This is a genomic window from Streptomyces sp. NPDC056580 (genome assembly GCF_042793175.1).
Classification (GTDB): Bacteria; Actinomycetota; Actinomycetes; order Streptomycetales; family Streptomycetaceae; genus Streptomyces.
In genome coordinates this window covers 153,780-170,620 of sequence record NZ_JBHTVE010000011.1, presented here as the reverse complement: position 1 = coordinate 170,620, position 16,841 = coordinate 153,780, and the positions used below count along the sequence as shown (strand labels likewise).

14 protein-coding genes and 1 tRNA gene are annotated in these 16,841 nt (G+C 72.8%); 7 read left to right on the top strand and 8 right to left on the bottom strand.

Annotation, left to right across the window (positions count from 1 at the left end; genetic code table 11):
* Positions 1-11: 11 nt before the first annotated feature.
* Both ACFQ9Z_RS25125 and ACFQ9Z_RS25120 read right to left on the bottom strand, forming a co-directional pair.
* Positions 12-773, bottom strand: a complete 762-nt coding sequence (locus tag ACFQ9Z_RS25125) for a DUF2182 domain-containing protein (protein ID WP_383022794.1) — start codon at positions 771-773, stop codon at positions 12-14.
* The gene (locus tag ACFQ9Z_RS25120) at positions 770-1,384 is read right to left on the bottom strand and encodes a DUF1326 domain-containing protein (protein WP_383022792.1); all 615 of its coding nucleotides are present in this window, start codon (positions 1,382-1,384) and stop codon (positions 770-772) included. Before ACFQ9Z_RS25120 ends, ACFQ9Z_RS25125 begins: the two co-directional genes overlap by 4 nt.
* A 336-nt stretch (positions 1,385-1,720) precedes the next feature.
* Between ACFQ9Z_RS25120 and ACFQ9Z_RS25115 the strand changes: the two genes are divergently transcribed.
* A complete protein-coding gene (locus ACFQ9Z_RS25115; RefSeq protein WP_383022790.1) occupies positions 1,721-2,578 on the top strand; it encodes a fumarylacetoacetate hydrolase family protein in 858 nt (285 codons plus the stop codon).
* Between the two features lie 369 nt (positions 2,579-2,947).
* Here the strand turns inward: ACFQ9Z_RS25115 and ACFQ9Z_RS25110 are convergent, their stop codons facing one another.
* The 3 genes from ACFQ9Z_RS25110 to ACFQ9Z_RS25100 form a co-directional block, all read right to left on the bottom strand.
* Entirely contained in the window at positions 2,948-3,832 is an 885-nt protein-coding gene (locus ACFQ9Z_RS25110; RefSeq protein ID WP_383022787.1) for an LLM class F420-dependent oxidoreductase, read from the bottom strand.
* Between the two features lie 92 nt (positions 3,833-3,924).
* Positions 3,925-4,425, bottom strand: coding sequence for a heme-degrading domain-containing protein (locus ACFQ9Z_RS25105; RefSeq protein ID WP_383022784.1), 501 nt, complete (start codon positions 4,423-4,425; stop codon positions 3,925-3,927).
* Positions 4,425-5,498 carry a Gfo/Idh/MocA family oxidoreductase gene (locus ACFQ9Z_RS25100; protein ID WP_383022781.1) on the bottom strand — a complete coding sequence of 358 codons (1,074 nt, stop codon included), beginning with the start codon at positions 5,496-5,498 and terminating at the stop codon, positions 4,425-4,427. Before ACFQ9Z_RS25100 ends, ACFQ9Z_RS25105 begins: the two co-directional genes overlap by 1 nt.
* A gap of 55 nt (positions 5,499-5,553) precedes the next feature.
* Between ACFQ9Z_RS25100 and ACFQ9Z_RS25095 the strand changes: the two genes are divergently transcribed.
* The 6 genes from ACFQ9Z_RS25095 (at position 5,554) to ACFQ9Z_RS25070 (ending at position 12,048) form a co-directional block, all read left to right on the top strand.
* A complete protein-coding gene (locus ACFQ9Z_RS25095; protein WP_383022779.1) occupies positions 5,554-6,756 on the top strand; it encodes an ROK family protein in 1,203 nt (400 codons plus the stop codon).
* Positions 6,757-7,171: 415 nt separating this feature from the next.
* Positions 7,172-8,068: a hypothetical protein gene (locus ACFQ9Z_RS25090; protein WP_383022777.1), complete on the top strand. Its 897-nt coding sequence runs from the start codon at positions 7,172-7,174 to the stop codon at positions 8,066-8,068.
* A 143-nt stretch (positions 8,069-8,211) separates the two neighbouring features.
* Positions 8,212-8,991, top strand: a complete 780-nt coding sequence (locus ACFQ9Z_RS25085; RefSeq protein WP_383022772.1) for an HAD-IIA family hydrolase — start codon at positions 8,212-8,214, stop codon at positions 8,989-8,991.
* Positions 8,992-9,164: 173 nt separating this feature from the next.
* The gene (locus ACFQ9Z_RS25080; protein ID WP_383022771.1) at positions 9,165-9,803 is read left to right on the top strand and encodes a hypothetical protein; all 639 of its coding nucleotides are present in this window, start codon (positions 9,165-9,167) and stop codon (positions 9,801-9,803) included.
* Positions 9,804-9,818: 15 nt separating this feature from the next.
* Positions 9,819-10,487 carry a class F sortase gene (locus ACFQ9Z_RS25075; protein WP_383022768.1) on the top strand — a complete coding sequence of 223 codons (669 nt, stop codon included), beginning with the start codon at positions 9,819-9,821 and terminating at the stop codon, positions 10,485-10,487.
* Positions 10,488-11,016: 529 nt separating this feature from the next.
* The gene (locus ACFQ9Z_RS25070; RefSeq protein ID WP_383022766.1) at positions 11,017-12,048 is read left to right on the top strand and encodes a glycoside hydrolase family 6 protein; all 1,032 of its coding nucleotides are present in this window, start codon (positions 11,017-11,019) and stop codon (positions 12,046-12,048) included.
* A gap of 58 nt (positions 12,049-12,106) precedes the next feature.
* Here the strand turns inward: ACFQ9Z_RS25070 and ACFQ9Z_RS25065 are convergent, their stop codons facing one another.
* The 3 genes from ACFQ9Z_RS25065 to ACFQ9Z_RS25055 form a co-directional block, all read right to left on the bottom strand.
* Positions 12,107-14,044 carry a galactose oxidase-like domain-containing protein gene (locus ACFQ9Z_RS25065; RefSeq protein ID WP_383022764.1) on the bottom strand — a complete coding sequence of 646 codons (1,938 nt, stop codon included), beginning with the start codon at positions 14,042-14,044 and terminating at the stop codon, positions 12,107-12,109.
* Positions 14,041-16,038, bottom strand: a complete 1,998-nt coding sequence (locus ACFQ9Z_RS25060) for a glycosyltransferase family 2 protein (protein ID WP_383022761.1) — start codon at positions 16,036-16,038, stop codon at positions 14,041-14,043. Before ACFQ9Z_RS25060 ends, ACFQ9Z_RS25065 begins: the two co-directional genes overlap by 4 nt.
* A gap of 554 nt (positions 16,039-16,592) precedes the next feature.
* A tRNA-Lys gene (locus tag ACFQ9Z_RS25055) sits at positions 16,593-16,666 on the bottom strand.
* Positions 16,667-16,841: the final 175 nt, after the last annotated feature.

Genomic DNA, 16,841 nt, shown 5'->3' with positions numbered 1-16,841 from the left:
GGCCCGCGTCCTCACATTCCGGTCATGCCGCCGCCGGTGAGGGCCGGGGCCAGCGCCGGAACCCAGAAGACGGCGACGGCCAGCGCGAGCGAGGCGATGCCCACGGCGCGGGCCACCAGGTGGCCTGCCGGAGCCAGTTTCTCGACGGAGATCACGGCGGCCAGGACCACCATGGCCCACAGGTTCATCACGCCGAAGGCCGCCAGCACCACCATCAGCGACCAGCAGCACCCCAGGCAGAAGGCCCCGTGGTGCAGTCCGGCACGAACGTCGCGCCAGGGCTGCGGATACGAGGCGTAGCGCAGCATCGTCCCGACCGGCGAGCGGCACCTCGCCAGGCAGCGGTCCTTGAGGGGGGTGAGCTGGTAGACGCCGTTGACCGCGAAGACGGCCGCGGCCGCCGCGGTCCCCGCCACGACGGGCAGGCTCGTCACCCGGCCGAGGGCGGCGGCAAGACCGTAGGCCGGCAGCCCGGCCGCGGCCCAGACGAGCAGGTAGACGACGGTGAAGACGACCATGCGCGGGACCCGGTGAACGGGGATCGTGCGGGCGTACAGCCCGGCGACGGGCGCCGTCGCGGGCAGCATCATGGCCGCCATCATCAGCGTCCACACGGCCAGGAAGGCGGGCAGGCCCAGGCCCATGGTGCCGGGCATCGCCGGCGTGCCGCCCCAGCGCGTCACCAGCCAGATCCAGGCGGCGGCCGCCGCGACCAGCAGCAGCGCGGAGGGGGTCGCCGCCCTGCTGCCGACGGCGACCGGCCGACCGGTCACGCGGACCACGTGAAGGGCGCCGAGTGGCCGTTGCCTCCGGAGAAGTCCCAGGACCGGCCGTGGACGCCGCTGCCCGTCGCGCGGCGGGAGCGGGCGATGGTCAGCGTGCTGTTCACCGGGTGGAACATGCCGGTGAGGCCCATGACCGGACCGTCCTCGCCGAACTGAGGTGCCACCTGGTCCTCGATCTCGATGTCGATGGCGTCGCCCACCCGCACGGAGTGACGCCGGCCGTCGTCGTGGTAGTCGATGGGGACGCGCTCCACCCCGAGGACTTCGCCGATGAGCGGGCTGAGCGCCGCCATCGGCCCGCCGGCCTGGCCGGAGAAGACCTTGCCCAGCGCATCCGCCTGGCCGTCGTCCGCCGAGGCGTCGAGGTACAGCGCCACCTGCCAGCCGCCGTCGGCCATGACCCGGGGCGCGTCGATGAAGACGGCGACGTTGCGGTCGGCGACGTCCACCCCGTCCACGTTCCCGCCGTCCACGTGGAAGGCGAAGGTCACCTGGCAGCGCTCGTGGTCGGCCGGTGCGGTGAGGCCCGAGGTGGTGCAGGGGCACACCGTGTCGCAGTTGCAGCTCTCCAGATACGTGCCGTTCAGATTCCAGGGCATGGCTTTCGCCTCCCTCGTCACGTTCCCCGCGGTTCTGCGCTCCCCCGGGCCCCACGGCATGCGTGCATCGCGTCTGATCGCGTCGGAACGCGTCGGATTGCGTCGGAACGGGTCCGTCCGGTCGGGTGTCGCCCTTCCAGGCTATTCCCGGCGGCCACGGACACGCAGGTCCGCCGCCGGGGCCGAGGCCGGTGCCGTGGCCGCCTCCGGCTGCCGGCACACGGTCCAGTACCTGAACAGGGTCTTGCGGACTGGACAGGGGACTTGGAGGATCGACCAGTCCTGCGATGGCTGCACCCATCCGCCGGGCGCCCGCGATCGAGGGAGATTGTGACGATGAAGCTGCTGCGAGTCGGTACGGCGGGAGCGGAGCGCCCGGCGCTGCTCGACGCCGGGGGGACCCTGCGGGACCTGTCGGGGATCGTGGACGACATCGACGGCACCCTGCTCGCCGACGACGGCGCGCTCGGCCGGGTCCGGGCCGCGGCCGAGGCCGGTGAGCTGCCCGCGCTGGACGCGGCGGGGCTGCGGATCGGGCCCCCGCTCGGCAGGATCGGCAAGATCGTGTGCATCGGGCTCAACTACCACGACCATGCCCGGGAGACCGGCGCCGAGCCGCCCGGTGAGCCCGTGGTCTTCTTCAAGGCCCCGGACACGGTCGTCGGGCCGAACGACACCGTGCTGGTGCCGCGCGGGTCCGCCAAGACCGACTGGGAGGTGGAGCTGGCCGTCGTCGTCGGACGTACGGCCCGCTACCTGGAGTCGGCCGAGGACGGGCTCGCGCACGTCGCCGGGTACGCGGTGGCGCACGACGTCTCCGAGCGGGAGTTCCAGATCGAGCGGGGCGGGACCTGGGACAAGGGGAAGAACTGCGAGACGTTCAACCCGCTCGGCCCCTGGCTGGTGACGGCGGACGAGGTCCCGGACCCGCAGGCGCTGCCGCTGAGGCTGTGGGTCAACGGTGAGCTGAAGCAGGACGGGAACACGGCCGAGCAGATCTTCCCCGTGGGGGAAGTCGTGCGCTACGTCAGCCAGTTCATGACGCTGTACCCCGGGGACGTCATCAACACCGGCACCCCGGCCGGCGTCGCCATGGGCCAGCCGGAGCCGAAGCCGTATCTGCGGGCCGGGGACGTGGTCGAGCTGGAGGTCGAGGGGCTGGGGCGGCAGCGGCAGGAGCTCAAGAACGCGTAGGCGCTCCGCTGGGGGGCGGGGGGCTGGGGCTCGGCTTGTTCTCGGCTGCGGGTTGGCTGTGGCTGGTCGCGCAGTTCCCCGCGCCCCTTGGGGGTTTGGGGTGGCCGGAGTTGGTGGCGTTCGGGTGTCTGTTGGGGGGTGGGGTTCGTCGTCGGCTGCGGGTGGGGTGTGGCTGGTCGCGCAGTTCCCCGCGTCCCTTGGGGGGTTTGGGGTGGCCGGCGTTGGAGCGCCGTTCCCCGCGCCCCTCGGGGGATTGGGGCGGGGGGAGTTGGCGGGCGTTCGGGTGTCTGCCGGGGAGTCGTCGGCTGTGGATTGGTTGTGGCTGGTCGCGCCGTTGCCCGTGTCCCTTGGGGGCGCCTGGCGCCGTTGTCAGTGGAGGAGGTCTGCCAGGCGGCGCCAGGCCTCGCGGGGGAGGTGGTCGCGGGGGCCGTTGTCGACGACCTGGAGGGCCACGTGGTCGGCGCCCGCCTCGTGGAAGGCGGTGACGCGGGAGCGGATGCGGTCCTCGGGGCCCCAGGCGTAGAGGGCGTCGATCAGGCGGTCGCTGCCGCCCGCGGACAGGTCGTCCTCGGTGAAGCCCAGGCGCTGGAAGTTGTTGGTGTAGTTGGGCAGGGCCAGGTACATCGCCAGGTGCTCGCGGGCCAGGGTGCGGGCCGCGGCCGGGTCCGTCTCCAGTACGACCGCGAACTCCGGGGCCAGCAGCGGCTCCTGGCCCAGGATCTCGCGGGCCCGTGCGGTGTGCTCGGGGGTGACCAGGTAGGGGATCGCGCCCGCGGCCCGGTCGCGGGACAGCTCCAGGGTCTTCGGGCCGAGGGCCGCCAGCACCCGGCGTCCGGCCGGGACGCCGGCCTCGTCCAGTGCGTCGAGGTAGGCGACCAGCGCCGAGTACGGGCGCCGGTACTGCTCCGCGAGCTTGGCGTGGCTCACGCCGAGGCCGAGCAGGAAGCGGCCGGGATGCACCGACTCCACCTCGGCGAAGGCGGCGGCGCTCTCCTCGGCCTCATACTGCCAGATGCTCTGGATGCTGGTGCCGACGGTCAGCCGGGACGTCGCCCCGAGGAGCGGCAGGGCGTGCCTGGGCGCGCTGCTGCCGCCCAGCCAGGCGGTCCCGTAGCCGAGTTGCTCCAGCTCCGCGGCGGCCTCGGCGATCTCACCGCGCAGGGCCGGGTCCTCCGAGCGCAGCCCCACGCTCCAGACGCCGTACCGGCCGACGGCCTCCTTGGCCGTGCTCGCGCCGTTCATCGACTCGCTCATCGGGTCACTTCCCTCCGGGTGGGTGGCGTGCCGTGATCATCGTGCATGCCGGTCCCAACCGGAGGGAGCCGCGCGGTAATCCCGCCGGCGGGCTATCGGCCGAGGAACCGCTCCAGCGCCTCCGCGACCAGCCGGTGGTCCTCGAGCTGGGGCAGGCCGGAGACCGTCACCGTGCCGACGACGCCCACGTCCTCGACGTGGATCGGGAAGGCGCCGCCGTGCGCCGCGTAGGTGTCCGGGTCCAGCCGGGAGGACGCCTCGAAGGTCGTGCCCTTGGCCCGGAAGCGGGCGCCGACCAGGTACGACGAGGCGCCGTAACGCTCCACGACCCGGCGCTTGCGGGTGATCCAGGCGTCGTTGTCCGGGGTGGAACCGGGCAGGGCGGCGTGGAAGAGCTGCTGTCCCGCGCGGTGGATGTCGACGGCGACCGGGGCCTGCCGCTCCCGGGCCAGTTCGACCAGGAGCGAACCGAGCGCCCAGGCGTCGTCGTACGTGAACCGGCGGAAGACCAGGCGGCGCTCCAGCGCCTCCAGTTCCTCCACGCTCGGGACGGTCTCGGCGGCGGACTTCGGGGTGGTCTCGGGACGGGGCATCAGAGGGTCACCGTCACCTTGTCGCGGGCGGACCGGCGGGCCGCCTCCAGTACGTCGAGGGCCGAGGCCGCCTCGAGGGCGGGCACCGGGTTGGGGCCGGCGCCGGTCAGGGCCGCCGCCACGGCCGCGTAGTAGGCGGGGTAGTCGCCGGGGAGCGTCCGCACGGGGCGGCCGCCGCCGGTCACCGGCGACTCGCCGGCGCCCAGCCGGCCCCACAGGGACTCGGGCTCGGCGCCCCAGCCGGCGTGCGTGCCGGGCCGCTCGCCCGCGCGCAGGGCCGCCTCCTGCGGGTCGAGGCCGTACTTGACGAAGCCGGCCTGCGAGCCCAGCACCCGGAAGCGCGGGCCGAGTTGGGCGGTCGTCGCGGAGACGTGGAGGTGCGAGCGGACACCGCCGGCGTGGGTCAGCGCGATGAAGGTGTCGTCGTCGGTCTCCGCGCCCGGGCGGCGGATGTCCGTCTCGGCGTACACCTCGGTGACCGGGCCGAAGAGCACCAGGGCCTGGTCGACGACATGGCTGCCGAGGTCGTAGAGCAGACCGCCGATCTCCGCCGGGTCGCCGGACTCGCGCCAGCCGCCCTTCGGGCGCGGGCGCCAGCGCTCGAAGCGGGACTCGAAGCGCCAGACGTCGCCCAGCTCGCCCTTCTCCAGCAGGGCCCGCAGGGTGAGGAAGTCGTTGTCCCAGCGGCGGTTCTGGAAGACCGACAGCAGCAGGCCCCGCTGCTCGGCGAGGGCGGCCAGCTCCCGTGCCTCGGCCGCGGTGCCTGCGACCGGCTTGTCCACGACCACCGGCAGGCCCGCCTCAAGGGCGGCGGTGGCGAGCGGGACGTGCGTCTTGTTCGGGGAGGCGATGACGATCAGGTCCAGCTCGCCGGCCCGGCCGAACAGTTCCTCGGGCGTGCCGGCGACACGGACGTCCGGGAACTCGGCGCGGGCCTGCTCCTGCCGCTCGGGGTTCGAGGTGACCACCGTGTCCAGGGCGAGGCCCTCGGTGGCCGCGATCAGCGGGGCGTGGAAGACGGAGCCTGCGAGGCCGTAGCCGATCAGGCCGACGCGGAGGGGGGTAGCAGTCATGGCTCTACTTTCGCAACGCTGTTGCCAAAGTGCAAGCGGCGGGGACAATGGGGGTATGGGCGGCGTGAGCAGGACGAAGAACGGGCCGGTCGGAGCGAATCTGTTCGCGGTCCGGTCCCACAACACCGCGCTCGTGCTGGATCTGCTGCGCGGCGCCGGGAGGGCGGGGATCAGCAGGCTGGAACTGGCCGAGCGGACCGGGCTGACCCCGCAGGCCGTCAGCAAGATCACCGCAAGGCTGCGGGAGGCGGGGTTCGCGGCGGAGGCCGGACGCCGGGCGTCCACCGGGGGCAAGCCCCGTACCGTGCTGCGGCTGGTGCCGGAGGCGGGGCACGCGGTGGGGGTGCACCTGGACCGGGACGAGCTGCGGGCCGTGCTGGTGGATCTCGACGGGGCCGTGGTGGGCGAGCGGAGCGCCGCGCTGGACCTCGGGGACGGTGCGGGGGCCGTGCTGGAGGTGGTCGCGGGGGAGGTGGCCGGGCTGGTGGGGGAGGCGCTGGGGGTCGGCGACGCCGTGGGCGGCCTCGCCGGTGAGCTCGCCGGGGGACTGGCCGGGGCCGGGTCGTTGCTGGGGGTCGGGGTGGCTATGCCCGGGCCGCTCGATCATGTGCGGGGGGTGCTGCACCGGGTCACCGGGTTCCCTGAGTGGGACGGGTTTCCGCTGAGGGACGCGCTGGTGGAGCGGTTGGGCGTGCCGGTGGTGGTGGACAAGGACACGAACGCGGCGGCGCTCGGCCTGTCCGTGGGTGTGTGCGGCGGGGCGGGGGACGGCGGCCCCGGGGCCGGTGAGGGCGGGTCGTTCGCCTACCTGCATCTCGGTACGGGGCTGGGGGCGGGGCTGGTGATCGGCGGGGACGTGCACCGGGGGGCGCGGACCGGGGCGGGGGAGTTCGGGCACCAGGTCGTTCAGCTCGACGGGCCCGCGTGCGAGTGCGGGGACCGGGGGTGCGTGGAGGTGCTGTGCCTGGGGGCCGTCGCACGGGGCGAGCTGCGCGAGGCGGCCCGGGTGCTGGGGGTGGGGGCGGGGAATCTGGTCGGGCTGCTCGACATCGATCTCGTGCTGCTCGGGGGGCGGACCGTGGCGGGCGCGCCGGAGGTGTTCGTGGAGGGGGTCGCGGAGGTGCTTGCCGCGCGGGCGCGGCGGGAGGGGGTGGGGGCGGGAGCCGTGCCGGTGGGGGTGGTCGGTGGGGAGCGGGTTGTCGCCGAGGGGGCTGCGCAGTTGTTGCTGGCGCCGGTGTTCGGGCGGGCGGTGGCGTAGTCGGCCGGCGATGGCGTAGTCGGCCGGGGGCCCGCTCGCCCGGGGTTCGTGGGGTGCACGGTGGGGGTGCGGGCCGGGGGGTGTTTCGCTTGCCCGCGCCGGCGGGGTGCCGCCGCGCCCACCCGTGCCGCTCCCAGCGGCACGCATGCCCGCGGCTACGGGGGCTCGGCGTCCGCGGTCACGGGGGTTCGCGCGCTCGCAGCTACGGGGGCTTGGTGCCGGCGGCTGCGCGGGCTCAGGCGTCCGCGGTTACGGGGCCTCGGACGGCCGTAGCCTCGGGGCCTGCGCCGATCGAGGGGTGTCGGGTGTGGGGGCGGCGTGGCGGGGTGGGTTTGTTGCGGGTGTCCGGCATGGTCATGTGTTCATGCGACTGTGTGCTTACTTGCCCCTGTCCCTGGGTCTTGCCGCAGGCGCCGTGTTCTTGTGCGTCCCGTCGGCCGCCGCCCGGGCGGACGCGGCGTGTGCGGCATCCGGCGACCGGGCCTTTCCGCTGGCCACCCGCATCCACGGCGGTCCCGGCGCCTACGAGGCGGGCGGTGGACCCGGCACCTGGTACCTCGATCTCACCAACTCCACCAGCCGGACCTGCACCGCCCTCCACCCGGTCGTCGTGCTCGTCGACGACAAGCGCGTCCTGAAGCCCACACAGCCGAAACTGGAGTTCTACGACGGCGCCCGCGCCCTGCCCGTCGGCTTCGAGAGCACCGACGCCCAGGAACTGGTCGGCGTGCTGGACGCGAAAGGGTTCGGCGGTTTCACCGTGCCGCCCGGCAAGACCGTCACCGTGAAGCTCAGGCTCTCCCTGGCTGCCGACGCCGTGCCCGACCAGGTCAGCGCGAAGGCCGCCGTCGTCCAGCGGCGGGGCGAGGACGGCGACTGGGTCGGGGAGTCCAACGACTACCGCTTCACGATCAGCGGCGGGGAGAACGGGCGGCAGCGGGGCGAGGAGCAGGAGCAGGAAGGGGACGGGAACCGGACGCCGGGGGGCGGCGCCGGGAGCGCCGGTCCGGACGGCAGCGCGAGTCCAGGCGGTACGGCGAGTCCGGACGGCAGTGCCGGTCCCGGCGCGGCGGCGGCCCCGGTCGGCTCGACGGGTGCGCCGAGTACGGGAAAGGAGCCCCAGCCGGGGGTCAGCGGTGCCGATCCGGGTACCAGCGCGCTGCCCTTCACCGAGGCGGCGCAGCAGGCCGGGGAGCGGGACCGGGAGCTCGCCCGTACCGGGCCCGGGGTCGCGCGCGGGGTGCTCGCCGTCGGCGTCTCGCTCCTGGTCGTCGTCGGCGGGGCGTTCCTGCTGGCCCGCAGACGCCGCTGAAGCCGTTTCCACCGCGCCCGCTCCACTGACCTGCGACCTGCCAGGGTCAAGATCCCGGCCACCTGATTAGGCTGGTGGCGTCGGTACGCCGCGGTTCCGGCGCCCCTGTTCTTGACCGCACGCACGTCAGGAGACGCAAGCACATGGCAGACCGCAAGCCCATCGAGTCGTGGCTCACCGACATGGACGGCGTACTGATCCACGAAGGGGTACCGATCCCCGGTGCCGACGCCTTCCTGAAGAAGCTCCGCGACTCGGGGCGGCCCTTCCTGGTGCTCACCAACAACTCCATCTACACCGCGCGCGACCTGCACGCCCGGCTCCGGCGGATGGGCCTGGACGTGCCGGTGGAGAACATCTGGACCTCCGCCCTGGCCACCGCCCAGTTCCTGAGCGACCAGCGGCCCGGCGGCAGCGCCTACGTCATCGGCGAGGCCGGTCTGACCACCGCGCTGCACGACATCGGCTACATCCTCACCGACCACGATCCCGACTTCGTGATCCTCGGCGAGACCCGCACCTACTCCTTCGAGGCGCTGACCAAGGCCGTGCGGCTGATCAACGACGGTGCCCGGTTCATCGCCACCAACCCCGACAACGTCGGCCCCTCCACCGAGGGCGACCTGCCCGCCACCGGTTCGGTCGCCGCCCTGATCACCGCCGCGACCGGCAAGAAGCCGTACTTCGTCGGCAAGCCCAACCCGCTGATGATGCGCGCCGGGCTCAACGCGATCGGCGCGCACTCGGAGACGTCCGCGATGATCGGCGACCGGATGGACACCGACGTCCTGGCGGGCCTGGAGGCCGGGATGCGCACCTTCCTGGTGCTGACCGGCGTCACGCAGCCCAAGGACGTCGACCGCTACCCCTTCCGCCCCTCGCAGGTCGTCGACTCCATCGCCGACGTGGTCGACCTCGTCTGAGCCTCGGCCGGGGCCCGGCCGGGCAGCCCTGGCCGGGCCCGCCCGGAAGCGGTCCGAGCCGCCCTGAGCTGGGGATCCCCAACCCGGACTCACCTGTTCGGAGCAATCGCGCGCCCTCCGAGGATGCGTAGGCGCACGGTACGGGGGAGCCTCCCAGTGTCTGGAGGTTCACGATGGGCTCACAACGCCTCACTCTCGGTACCGGGACTCTCTGCGCCGGACTGCTCGCCGTCACCGCCTTCACCACGGCCGCCTGCGCCGCCGTCGGAGGCCACGAGAACTCCCTGACGGCCGACGGCGGCCAGGAGGTCTCCGTGACCCCGGTCGCTCCGGCTCCCGGCACCGATGTGTCCCTGCGGGTGCGCGGCTGCGGCGCGACACGGGCCGTCGCCGCCTCGAAGGCCTTCGTCGCCGACGCCCGGCTGACGTCCGACATGGGCGTGCTGAGCGGCGACACCCGCGTCCGCGCCTCGGTCGCGCCGGGTGTCTACGACGTGCGGGTCACCTGCGCCGACGTGTCGCTCGACAGCAGGATCACCGTCGCGCGCCAGGGCTCCGGGACCGCTCCGCGGCAGGCGGACGGCACCGGCGGCACCGGGCAGTCCGCAGGCCCGTCCGGCGTGCTCACCGCCCAGGCCTCCCCCGTCGCGCCGGTGCAGGCGGGCGGCGGCGGCACCGCGCACTTCGCCACGGTGGCCACCGACGCGTCCGGCCCGGGCGCCGGCCACGCGGTGACCGGCCTGGCCCTCGCCGGGGTCGCCGCGGCCGCCGTCGGGCTGCGCAGGGCCCGCCGGAGCCACGGTACGGACTGAGCGCGGGCAGCGGCCATGTCCGACGAGTACGGGCGCACCTCCGCCACCGGCCGCCTGGTCACCGCCCTGGCCTGGACGCTGCTGCTGTTCGGGCTGTGGCTGTGGGGGCGGGGCGTCACCGGTGTGCCGCACAGCCCGGCGGGGCCCGCCGCCGGTGACGTGGCCGGACTGGGCCGCGCCGGGGCGGTCCGGCTGCCGCCGGCGGCCGAGCCGCTCGCGGCCTCGGTCCCGCAGCGCCTGGACATCCCCCAACTGGCCGTCACCGCGCCGGTGGTTGCCCGGGGCCTGGACGCGCGGGGCGCCATCGAGCCGCCCCCCTTCGACCAGCCGGGAGTCGTCGGCTGGTACGGCTCCGGGACCAAGCCCGGCGCGGCGGGGACCGCGCTGCTGGTCGGGCACGTCGACACCGCGACCCGGCCCGCCGTCTTCTACAAGATCAGCACGCTCAGGTCCGGCGAGACGGTCCGGGTGGTCCGCGCGGACGGCCGGGTCGCCCGCTTCACCATCGACGACGTACGCGTCCTGCCCCGAGACCACTTCGACGCCCAGGCGGCCTACGGGCCCCGGGTGCCGGGCCGCGCCGAACTCCGGCTGATCACCTGCGGCGGCACCTTCGACCGGGCCAGCCGCAGCTACACGGCCAACGTGGTCGTCTCCGCCTACCTCACCGGCACGGGCTCGTGAGGCCTCGGTGAGCGACCATGCCGAGCTGCCTTGGTGAGCGGCCGTCGACCATCCCGAGCTGCCTCGGTGAGCGGCCGTCGACCATCCCGAGCCGCCTTGGCGAGCGCCCCGCCGAGTGTTCCCGCGCGTCCGCGGCGAGCGCCCGTCGGCCACCCCGAGTCGCCCAGCGGCCGCCGACCACCCCGCGCGTCCGCGGCGAGCGCCCGTCGACCGCCCCGAGTCGCCCAGCGGCCGCCGACCACCCCGAGCCCCCGGCGAGCGCCCGCCGACCACCCCGCACGTCCGCGGCGAGCGGCCGTCGACCACCCGGAGCCGCCTCGGCGAGCGCCCCGCCGAGTGTTCCCGCGCGTCCGCGGCGAGCGCCCGTCGGCCGAGTCGTCGGGGCGCCGTCCGGGGGCTCCGGGCAACCGCCGGGCACCTTCCCAGCGCACCCTCGAACGCCCTCCCGCGTGCCCCCGGGCGACCTCGTGGGCGGGCCGGCCGGTGTGCCACGATTGGCACTCGGAACGATGCGCCCAGGGGGAATCGCATGCACCACAGCAGGGGGGCCCGCGGCTCGGCACGGGGACGGGTCCGGGCGTCCGCGGCGGTGCTGGGGGCGGCACTGCTGCTCGCGGGCTGCTCGTCCGGCGGGGACGGAGCGGACGACGCGAAGGCGGACATCGGTCAGCAGCCGAAGTCCACCGACCCGTTCTGGGTGAACCCGGACGGCAACGCGGCCCGCCAGGTCGCCGCCTACGAGAAGGCCGGCAAGAGGACCGAGGCCGAGCGCATCCGCCGGATCGCCGAGCAGCCGACCGGGGAGTGGATCGGCCCGGAGAACCCCGAGCAGGAGGCCCGCGGCTTCACCGAGGCCGCCGAGAGGGCGGACCGCACGCCCCTGCTGGTGCTCTACAACATCCCGCACCGCGACTGCGGCCAGTACTCCCAGGGCGGCGCCGCCGACGGAGACGGCTACCGGGCCTGGATCGACGGCGTCGCCCGGGGCATCGGCGACCGTGCCGCCACCGTCGTCCTGGAGCCCGACGCCGTACTGCACCTCGTCGACGGCTGCACCCCGGCCGAGTCGCAGGAGGAGCGCTTCGACCTGCTCAAGGGCGCCGTCGCCAAGCTCAAGTCGCTGAAGAACACCAAGGTGTACCTGGACGCGGGCAATGCCGGCTGGGGCCGTCCGGACCAGATCTTCGAGCCCCTGCGGCGGGCCGGCGTCGACCAGGCCGACGGGTTCGCCGTCAACGTCTCCAACTTCTACTCCACCGAGGACTCCATCGCCTACGGCAAGCAGCTCTCGGCCAAGGTGGGCGGCAAGCACTTCGTCGTCGACACCAGCCGCAACGGCAACGGCCCCTACACGGGCGGCGATCCGGCCCAGCGGTGGTGCAACCCGCCCGGCCGGGCGCTGGGCCGGCCCCCGACGACCCGCACGGACGACCCGCTGGTCGACGCCTACCTGTGGATCAAGCGCCCGGGTGAGTCGGACGGCACCTGCAAGGGCGGTCCGGACGCGGGCCGGTGGTGGGCCGGTTACGCCCTCGGGCTGGCCACGGCCGGCAAGCGGTGAGACGGAGGGGGCGCCCCGCCGGACGCGGGGCGCCCCCTCCGGGCTCACGGAGCGTGGCTCACGGGACCTTGACCCACTGGGCCTTGCTGGGCGTCCCCTGGCCGTCGTCCACGAACAGCATGTACCAGCCGGACTGCACCAGGTTCCGGTTCTTCGGCACCGTCACGGTGATCTTGTCGCCTGACGTGGTGAAGTCCAGCGCGATGGAGCGCTGGTCCACGTCCGTCACATGGGTCGAGGCGCTCGGCCGGATCAGCCGGACCTTCTTGACGCCGGATGCCTGCGCAGAGGTGAAGGTGCCCGACGCCCCCCGCGCGATGGTCCGCGGCCCCCCACTGAGCGACGGCCGCGAACCCCGGTACAGGTACGGCGGGGTGTAGATCTCGATCCGCTGCTCGAACTTGCCCGGCTTGGTGTTGGCCGCGTCCGCGTACAGCGGGTCGGACCCGAAGAACATCACCCGCCCGTCCGGCAGCAGGATCGACCCGGAGTGGTAGTCGCGGCCCACCAGCGGATCGGCGACCTCGGTGAAGCTGTTGCTGTCCGGGTGGTACAGCCGGGCCTGCAGGATGTCGGAGTCGCCGCGCCCCCGGTAGTCCTCGGAGCCGCCGGACACCAGCACGGTGTCGTCGGGCAGGATCGAGGACTGCGGGTACCGGGTGCCCTTCTCCAGCTCCGGCCCGTCCACGAACCTCGGGTTCTTCGCCTTGAGGTCGATCAGCCGGGTCTTCCTGCTGGACAGCTTCGACTCGCCGACCCCGCCGCCGCCGATCACCATGAACCTCTCGTCCTGGGCCGGAGGCAGCAGCACCGTCCCGGACGTCTCCATCCTGTCGGCGTCACTGAGCCCCGGCAGCTTGGTGAACTTGTTGGTGTCCACGTCCCAGACGCCGGGCTCGCGGCCCACGTCGTCCGGCCCGTAGCCCGCGTTGGAGCCCGAGTAGAAGACCTTGCCGTTCTGCATCAGGAACAGCGCCGGGTACGTCGGGAACTGCCGCAGCTTCCTGGTGTAGGTCCACTTCCTGGTCTTCGGGTCGAAGACCTCGTTCTTGCCCGGCACGAGCTGACCGATGTCGTCCAGCCCGGAGACGCTGAGGACCTTGCCGTCCGACAGGGTGGTGAGCGTCGGGTACCAGCGGGCCTCGTTCATCGGGTCGACCTTGATGTACCGCTCGGCGACCGGGTCGAACTCGTAGGCGTCGCGGATGCCCTGGAAGTCCTTCTTGTCGAGGGCGAGCTTCTGCGCGATGCCGTACGTGTTGCGCGCGTCGGCGCCGGCCAGGCCCTGGATCCGGTAGTTGTCCTGGGTGCCCGTCTCGTACTCGGTGCCGCTGCGCTGCGCCTCGACGTAGATGCGCCCCAGGCCCGGGTCGTTGCGCAGGAAGGCGCCGGTGGCCGGGTCGAAGACCTTCTTCGCGCGAGGCACGAGCACGGGGTCCTTGGAGACGAACGTCTTTCCGTTGGACCTGCCGGTGAACCGGGTGCCCGCGGGCAGCGTGATCGGCTTGTCCGGGTTCTCGTTGTGGACGATCATCAGGCCGCCGGCCTTGGTGACGTCGCCCTTGAGCTTCTCGTACCGCTTGGTGCCGCCCGCGATCAGCAGGTTGCCGTTGGCGAGCTGGGTGTGCCCGGTGCAGAACAGGTCGGTGGGCGTGGGGATCTTCTTGATCGTGCCCTTGACCGGGTCCCAGATCCGGGTGTCGAACTGCTTCTTGTCGAAGTTGTCCTGGTTGTTGCCCGACCCGGCGACCAGCAGCACCTTGCCGGTGTGCAGCAGCGCCGCGTGGATGGTGTCCTGCCGGTACTCCTCGGGGAACCGGACGATGTCCCAGTGGCCGTTGGAGGCCTTGTACTCGGCTTTGTCGATCTTGTACTGGTGGTACTGCTCGGTCCCGAAGCGGTAGAGCCACGGCCCGTTCATCCCGGCCAGCGCGACTACCACCGCCGTGCCTATCGCGAGTCGACGAGCGCGGCGGCGGCCGGCCTGGTCCTTCATTCCTTACGTCCCCCAAGTCCGCCAAGGGCGATCTGCATGGTCTGTTCGTTGCCCGCGGCCGGGCCGGCGTGGCCGGTCCGCTGCTGCGGGACCTGCGGCGGGACCTGTGGCGGCCGGGCCGCGTACGCCGGGGGCACCGCGTCCCGCGGCTCCGCCGCCGGGACCGGCGCGGGCGCGCCGACGGCGTGCCGGGGTCGGTTCTTCTGCTGCCGCAGCTCGTGACGCCAGACGAAGACGGGTGTCGCGGTGATGAGCAGGGCGAACGAGGCCCAGGTGATCATCGCCGGGTGGGAGTGCCCGAGGGCGAGACCGGCGGCGATCGAGCCGCCGAAGATCGCGATGAAGTACCAGTGGTACCGGAAGGTGCCGAACCAGGTGTCCGGGCTCGCCGAGTCGCCCTTGGGCGTCACCACGAACTTGCTCTTGCGGCGCAGGACGGAGTCGATCAGCGCCTTCGCGTACAGCGGCGCGGAGAGCGCCGACATCACCATGCCGGCCACACCGCCGGAGCCCTCAGGCTCGTGCGGGGAGACGTTGTGCCGGCGGTTCCAGATGTACAGGCCGATCTGGAGCGCGGAGGCGTTGCCGTAGAGCATCAGCCACACGGTCGGGTCGATGTTCACGCCCGAGGCGCCGAGGCCCAGGAACAGCGCGCAGCTCAGCGCCGCGAGGATCCAGTTGAGGGCGGACATCGGGTAGAAGATGATCATCATCGTGTAGTTGAAGAGCTTGCCGGGCGGCAGGGTGAAGAAGCCCTTCCAGTACTGCTTGAGGATCGTCTCGTAGGTCCCCCGCGACCAGCGCATCTGCTGGGTGAAGAAGTCCGTCCAGGCGTTGGGGCCCTCACCGACCGCGAGCACGTCCGGGGTGTACACGGACTTCCACTTGCGGCCCGTGGCCGGGTTCTCCGCGCGGTGCATCTCGAACCCGGTGGCCATGTCCTCGGTGATCGAGTCGTACAGGCCGCCGATCTGCTTGATCGCCTTGATGCGCACGGCGTTCGAGGTGCCCACGAACATCGGGGCGCCGTACCGGTTGCCGGCCCGCTGGATGAGCGCGTGGAAGAGGAACTGCTGCGACTCGGCGGCCTTGGTGACGAACGTGTCGTAGTTCCCGTAGACCTGCGGGCCGATGACGAAGCCGACGTCCGGGTCGCGGAAGTAGCCGAGCATCCGCTCCAGGTAGTTGGGCAGCGGCACGTGGTCGGTGTCGACGGAGGCGAAGAAGTCGTAGTCGCCGCCGTGCGCCTCGAGCCAGGCGTTGTAGTTGCCGTGCTTGGTCTTGGCGCGGTGCGGGCCCTTGGGCTGGTTCCACCGGGCGACGCCCTTGCGGGAGAAGTGGTGGACGCCGAGCCGGGCGCAGACCTCCTTGACGGCCGGGTCGTCGCCCTCGTCCAGGAGCCAGACGTGCATCAGGCCCCGGTGACGGAGCCTGACGGCCGCCTCCAGGGTCTTGGTCACCATCTCCAGCGGCTCCTTGCCGGGCACGAAGGAGGTGAGGAAGGCGACGCGGGTGCCGGTCTCCGGCACCACCGGGACCGGGTCACGGGCGACCAGGGTGGCGTGCGCGTTCGACAGCACGTTCATGCAGCGGAAGAACTCGATCAGGCCGATCGCGACCAGCATCACGACGTCCAGCGCCGGCAGGAAGTCGTAGGCCGGGTAGTCGCGTTCGGTCCAGTGCTCGGGCTGGAGCAGCCAGAACAGCAGGACCAGCGAGAGCACCGGGGCCGCGCCGAGCATGAGCGCGGCCCGCACGCGGTGCGGTTCCTGTGAGAGCAGCGACCGGTACTGCACCCGGTAGGGCTTCGCCGGGTCGGGCTGGGTGAGGGGACCCGAGAGGCGGCTGTAGTGCTCGTAGTCGTATTTGGGCAGGCTCTTCTTTATTCGGCGGAACTGGCCGGTCCGATGGGACACGGCGCGCAGCTGAGTGGTCTGTGACGGGTCGTCGTGCTGTTCGTGGCTCTGCCCGGCGCCCGTCGGCGTCGACGTCATGAGTCATCCCCCTACACGCGAGTCACCGCGTGTTTCGTCGGTCCAACCGCCCGGTCGGGGTCCCCTCGGCCGTCACAGGCGGACACAGTGATGGGTCGTGATCACCATGTCATGCACACCATATAGACACGGGACGTCGACCTTCCGGTTGCATGATGCCCCCCTCGGCATCCGCCCGCTGAGCGGGGCCCCCTCCCCGCCGGCCGGCAACCGGTTGCTTCCCCCAAGTGCCGCGAGGACGCGGCTCCGTGGCAACCAGGGTTCTACGGCGTCCAGCGTGATCGCAAGACAGGAAACGCGGAGTTTACCGGTCAAACCCGTTGATTGTGGCGCGGGTGGTGTCCGGGGGGCGCGGGTGCGCGGTGGGAGAGGCCCGGCGGGCGCGTCGCCGAAGCGGCCCGTGATCGCCTCCTCGCTCCCGCTCCCCGGGTCATACGGGTGACGGGGGCGTCCGGTTCATCGGGGGCCGGCGCGGGTGCCGGGGGCCTCGTCCGGAACCGCGGGATCCGGCCATGCGAAAGGCCCCCCGCTGCTGCGAGGGGCCTTCCGGTCGGTGCGCCGCCAGGGACTCGAACCCCGGACCCGCTGATTAAGAGTCAGCTGCTCTAACCAACTGAGCTAGCGGCGCCTGCTGACGTGAGAACTCTACCCGACCTCGGGGGGTGCTCCCGACCAGGTGCTCCCGACCGTGTGCTGCGCCCGGGGGATCCGGTCGTACGGGATGTACATCGTTCGGACCGTCAGCGGGTGTGCGGGGGCGACAGTTGTGAAACTGATCAACGTGCACAGTGGCGGACATATCC

Coding starts and splice junctions, on each gene's coding strand:
- ACFQ9Z_RS25120 (WP_383022792.1), bottom strand. CDS start 1,384: ATGCCCTGGAATCTGAACGGCACGTATCTGGAGAGCTGCAACTGCGAC.
- ACFQ9Z_RS25115 (WP_383022790.1), top strand. CDS start 1,721: ATGAAGCTGCTGCGAGTCGGTACGGCGGGAGCGGAGCGCCCGGCGCTG.
- ACFQ9Z_RS25110 (WP_383022787.1), bottom strand. CDS start 3,832: ATGAGCGAGTCGATGAACGGCGCGAGCACGGCCAAGGAGGCCGTCGGC.
- ACFQ9Z_RS25105 (WP_383022784.1), bottom strand. CDS start 4,425: ATGCCCCGTCCCGAGACCACCCCGAAGTCCGCCGCCGAGACCGTCCCG.
- ACFQ9Z_RS25100 (WP_383022781.1), bottom strand. CDS start 5,498: ATGACTGCTACCCCCCTCCGCGTCGGCCTGATCGGCTACGGCCTCGCA.
- ACFQ9Z_RS25095 (WP_383022779.1), top strand. CDS start 5,554: ATGGGCGGCGTGAGCAGGACGAAGAACGGGCCGGTCGGAGCGAATCTG.
- ACFQ9Z_RS25085 (WP_383022772.1), top strand. CDS start 8,212: ATGGCAGACCGCAAGCCCATCGAGTCGTGGCTCACCGACATGGACGGC.
- ACFQ9Z_RS25080 (WP_383022771.1), top strand. CDS start 9,165: ATGGGCTCACAACGCCTCACTCTCGGTACCGGGACTCTCTGCGCCGGA.
- ACFQ9Z_RS25075 (WP_383022768.1), top strand. CDS start 9,819: ATGTCCGACGAGTACGGGCGCACCTCCGCCACCGGCCGCCTGGTCACC.
- ACFQ9Z_RS25070 (WP_383022766.1), top strand. CDS start 11,017: ATGCACCACAGCAGGGGGGCCCGCGGCTCGGCACGGGGACGGGTCCGG.
- ACFQ9Z_RS25065 (WP_383022764.1), bottom strand. CDS start 14,044: ATGAAGGACCAGGCCGGCCGCCGCCGCGCTCGTCGACTCGCGATAGGC.
- ACFQ9Z_RS25060 (WP_383022761.1), bottom strand. CDS start 16,038: ATGACGTCGACGCCGACGGGCGCCGGGCAGAGCCACGAACAGCACGAC.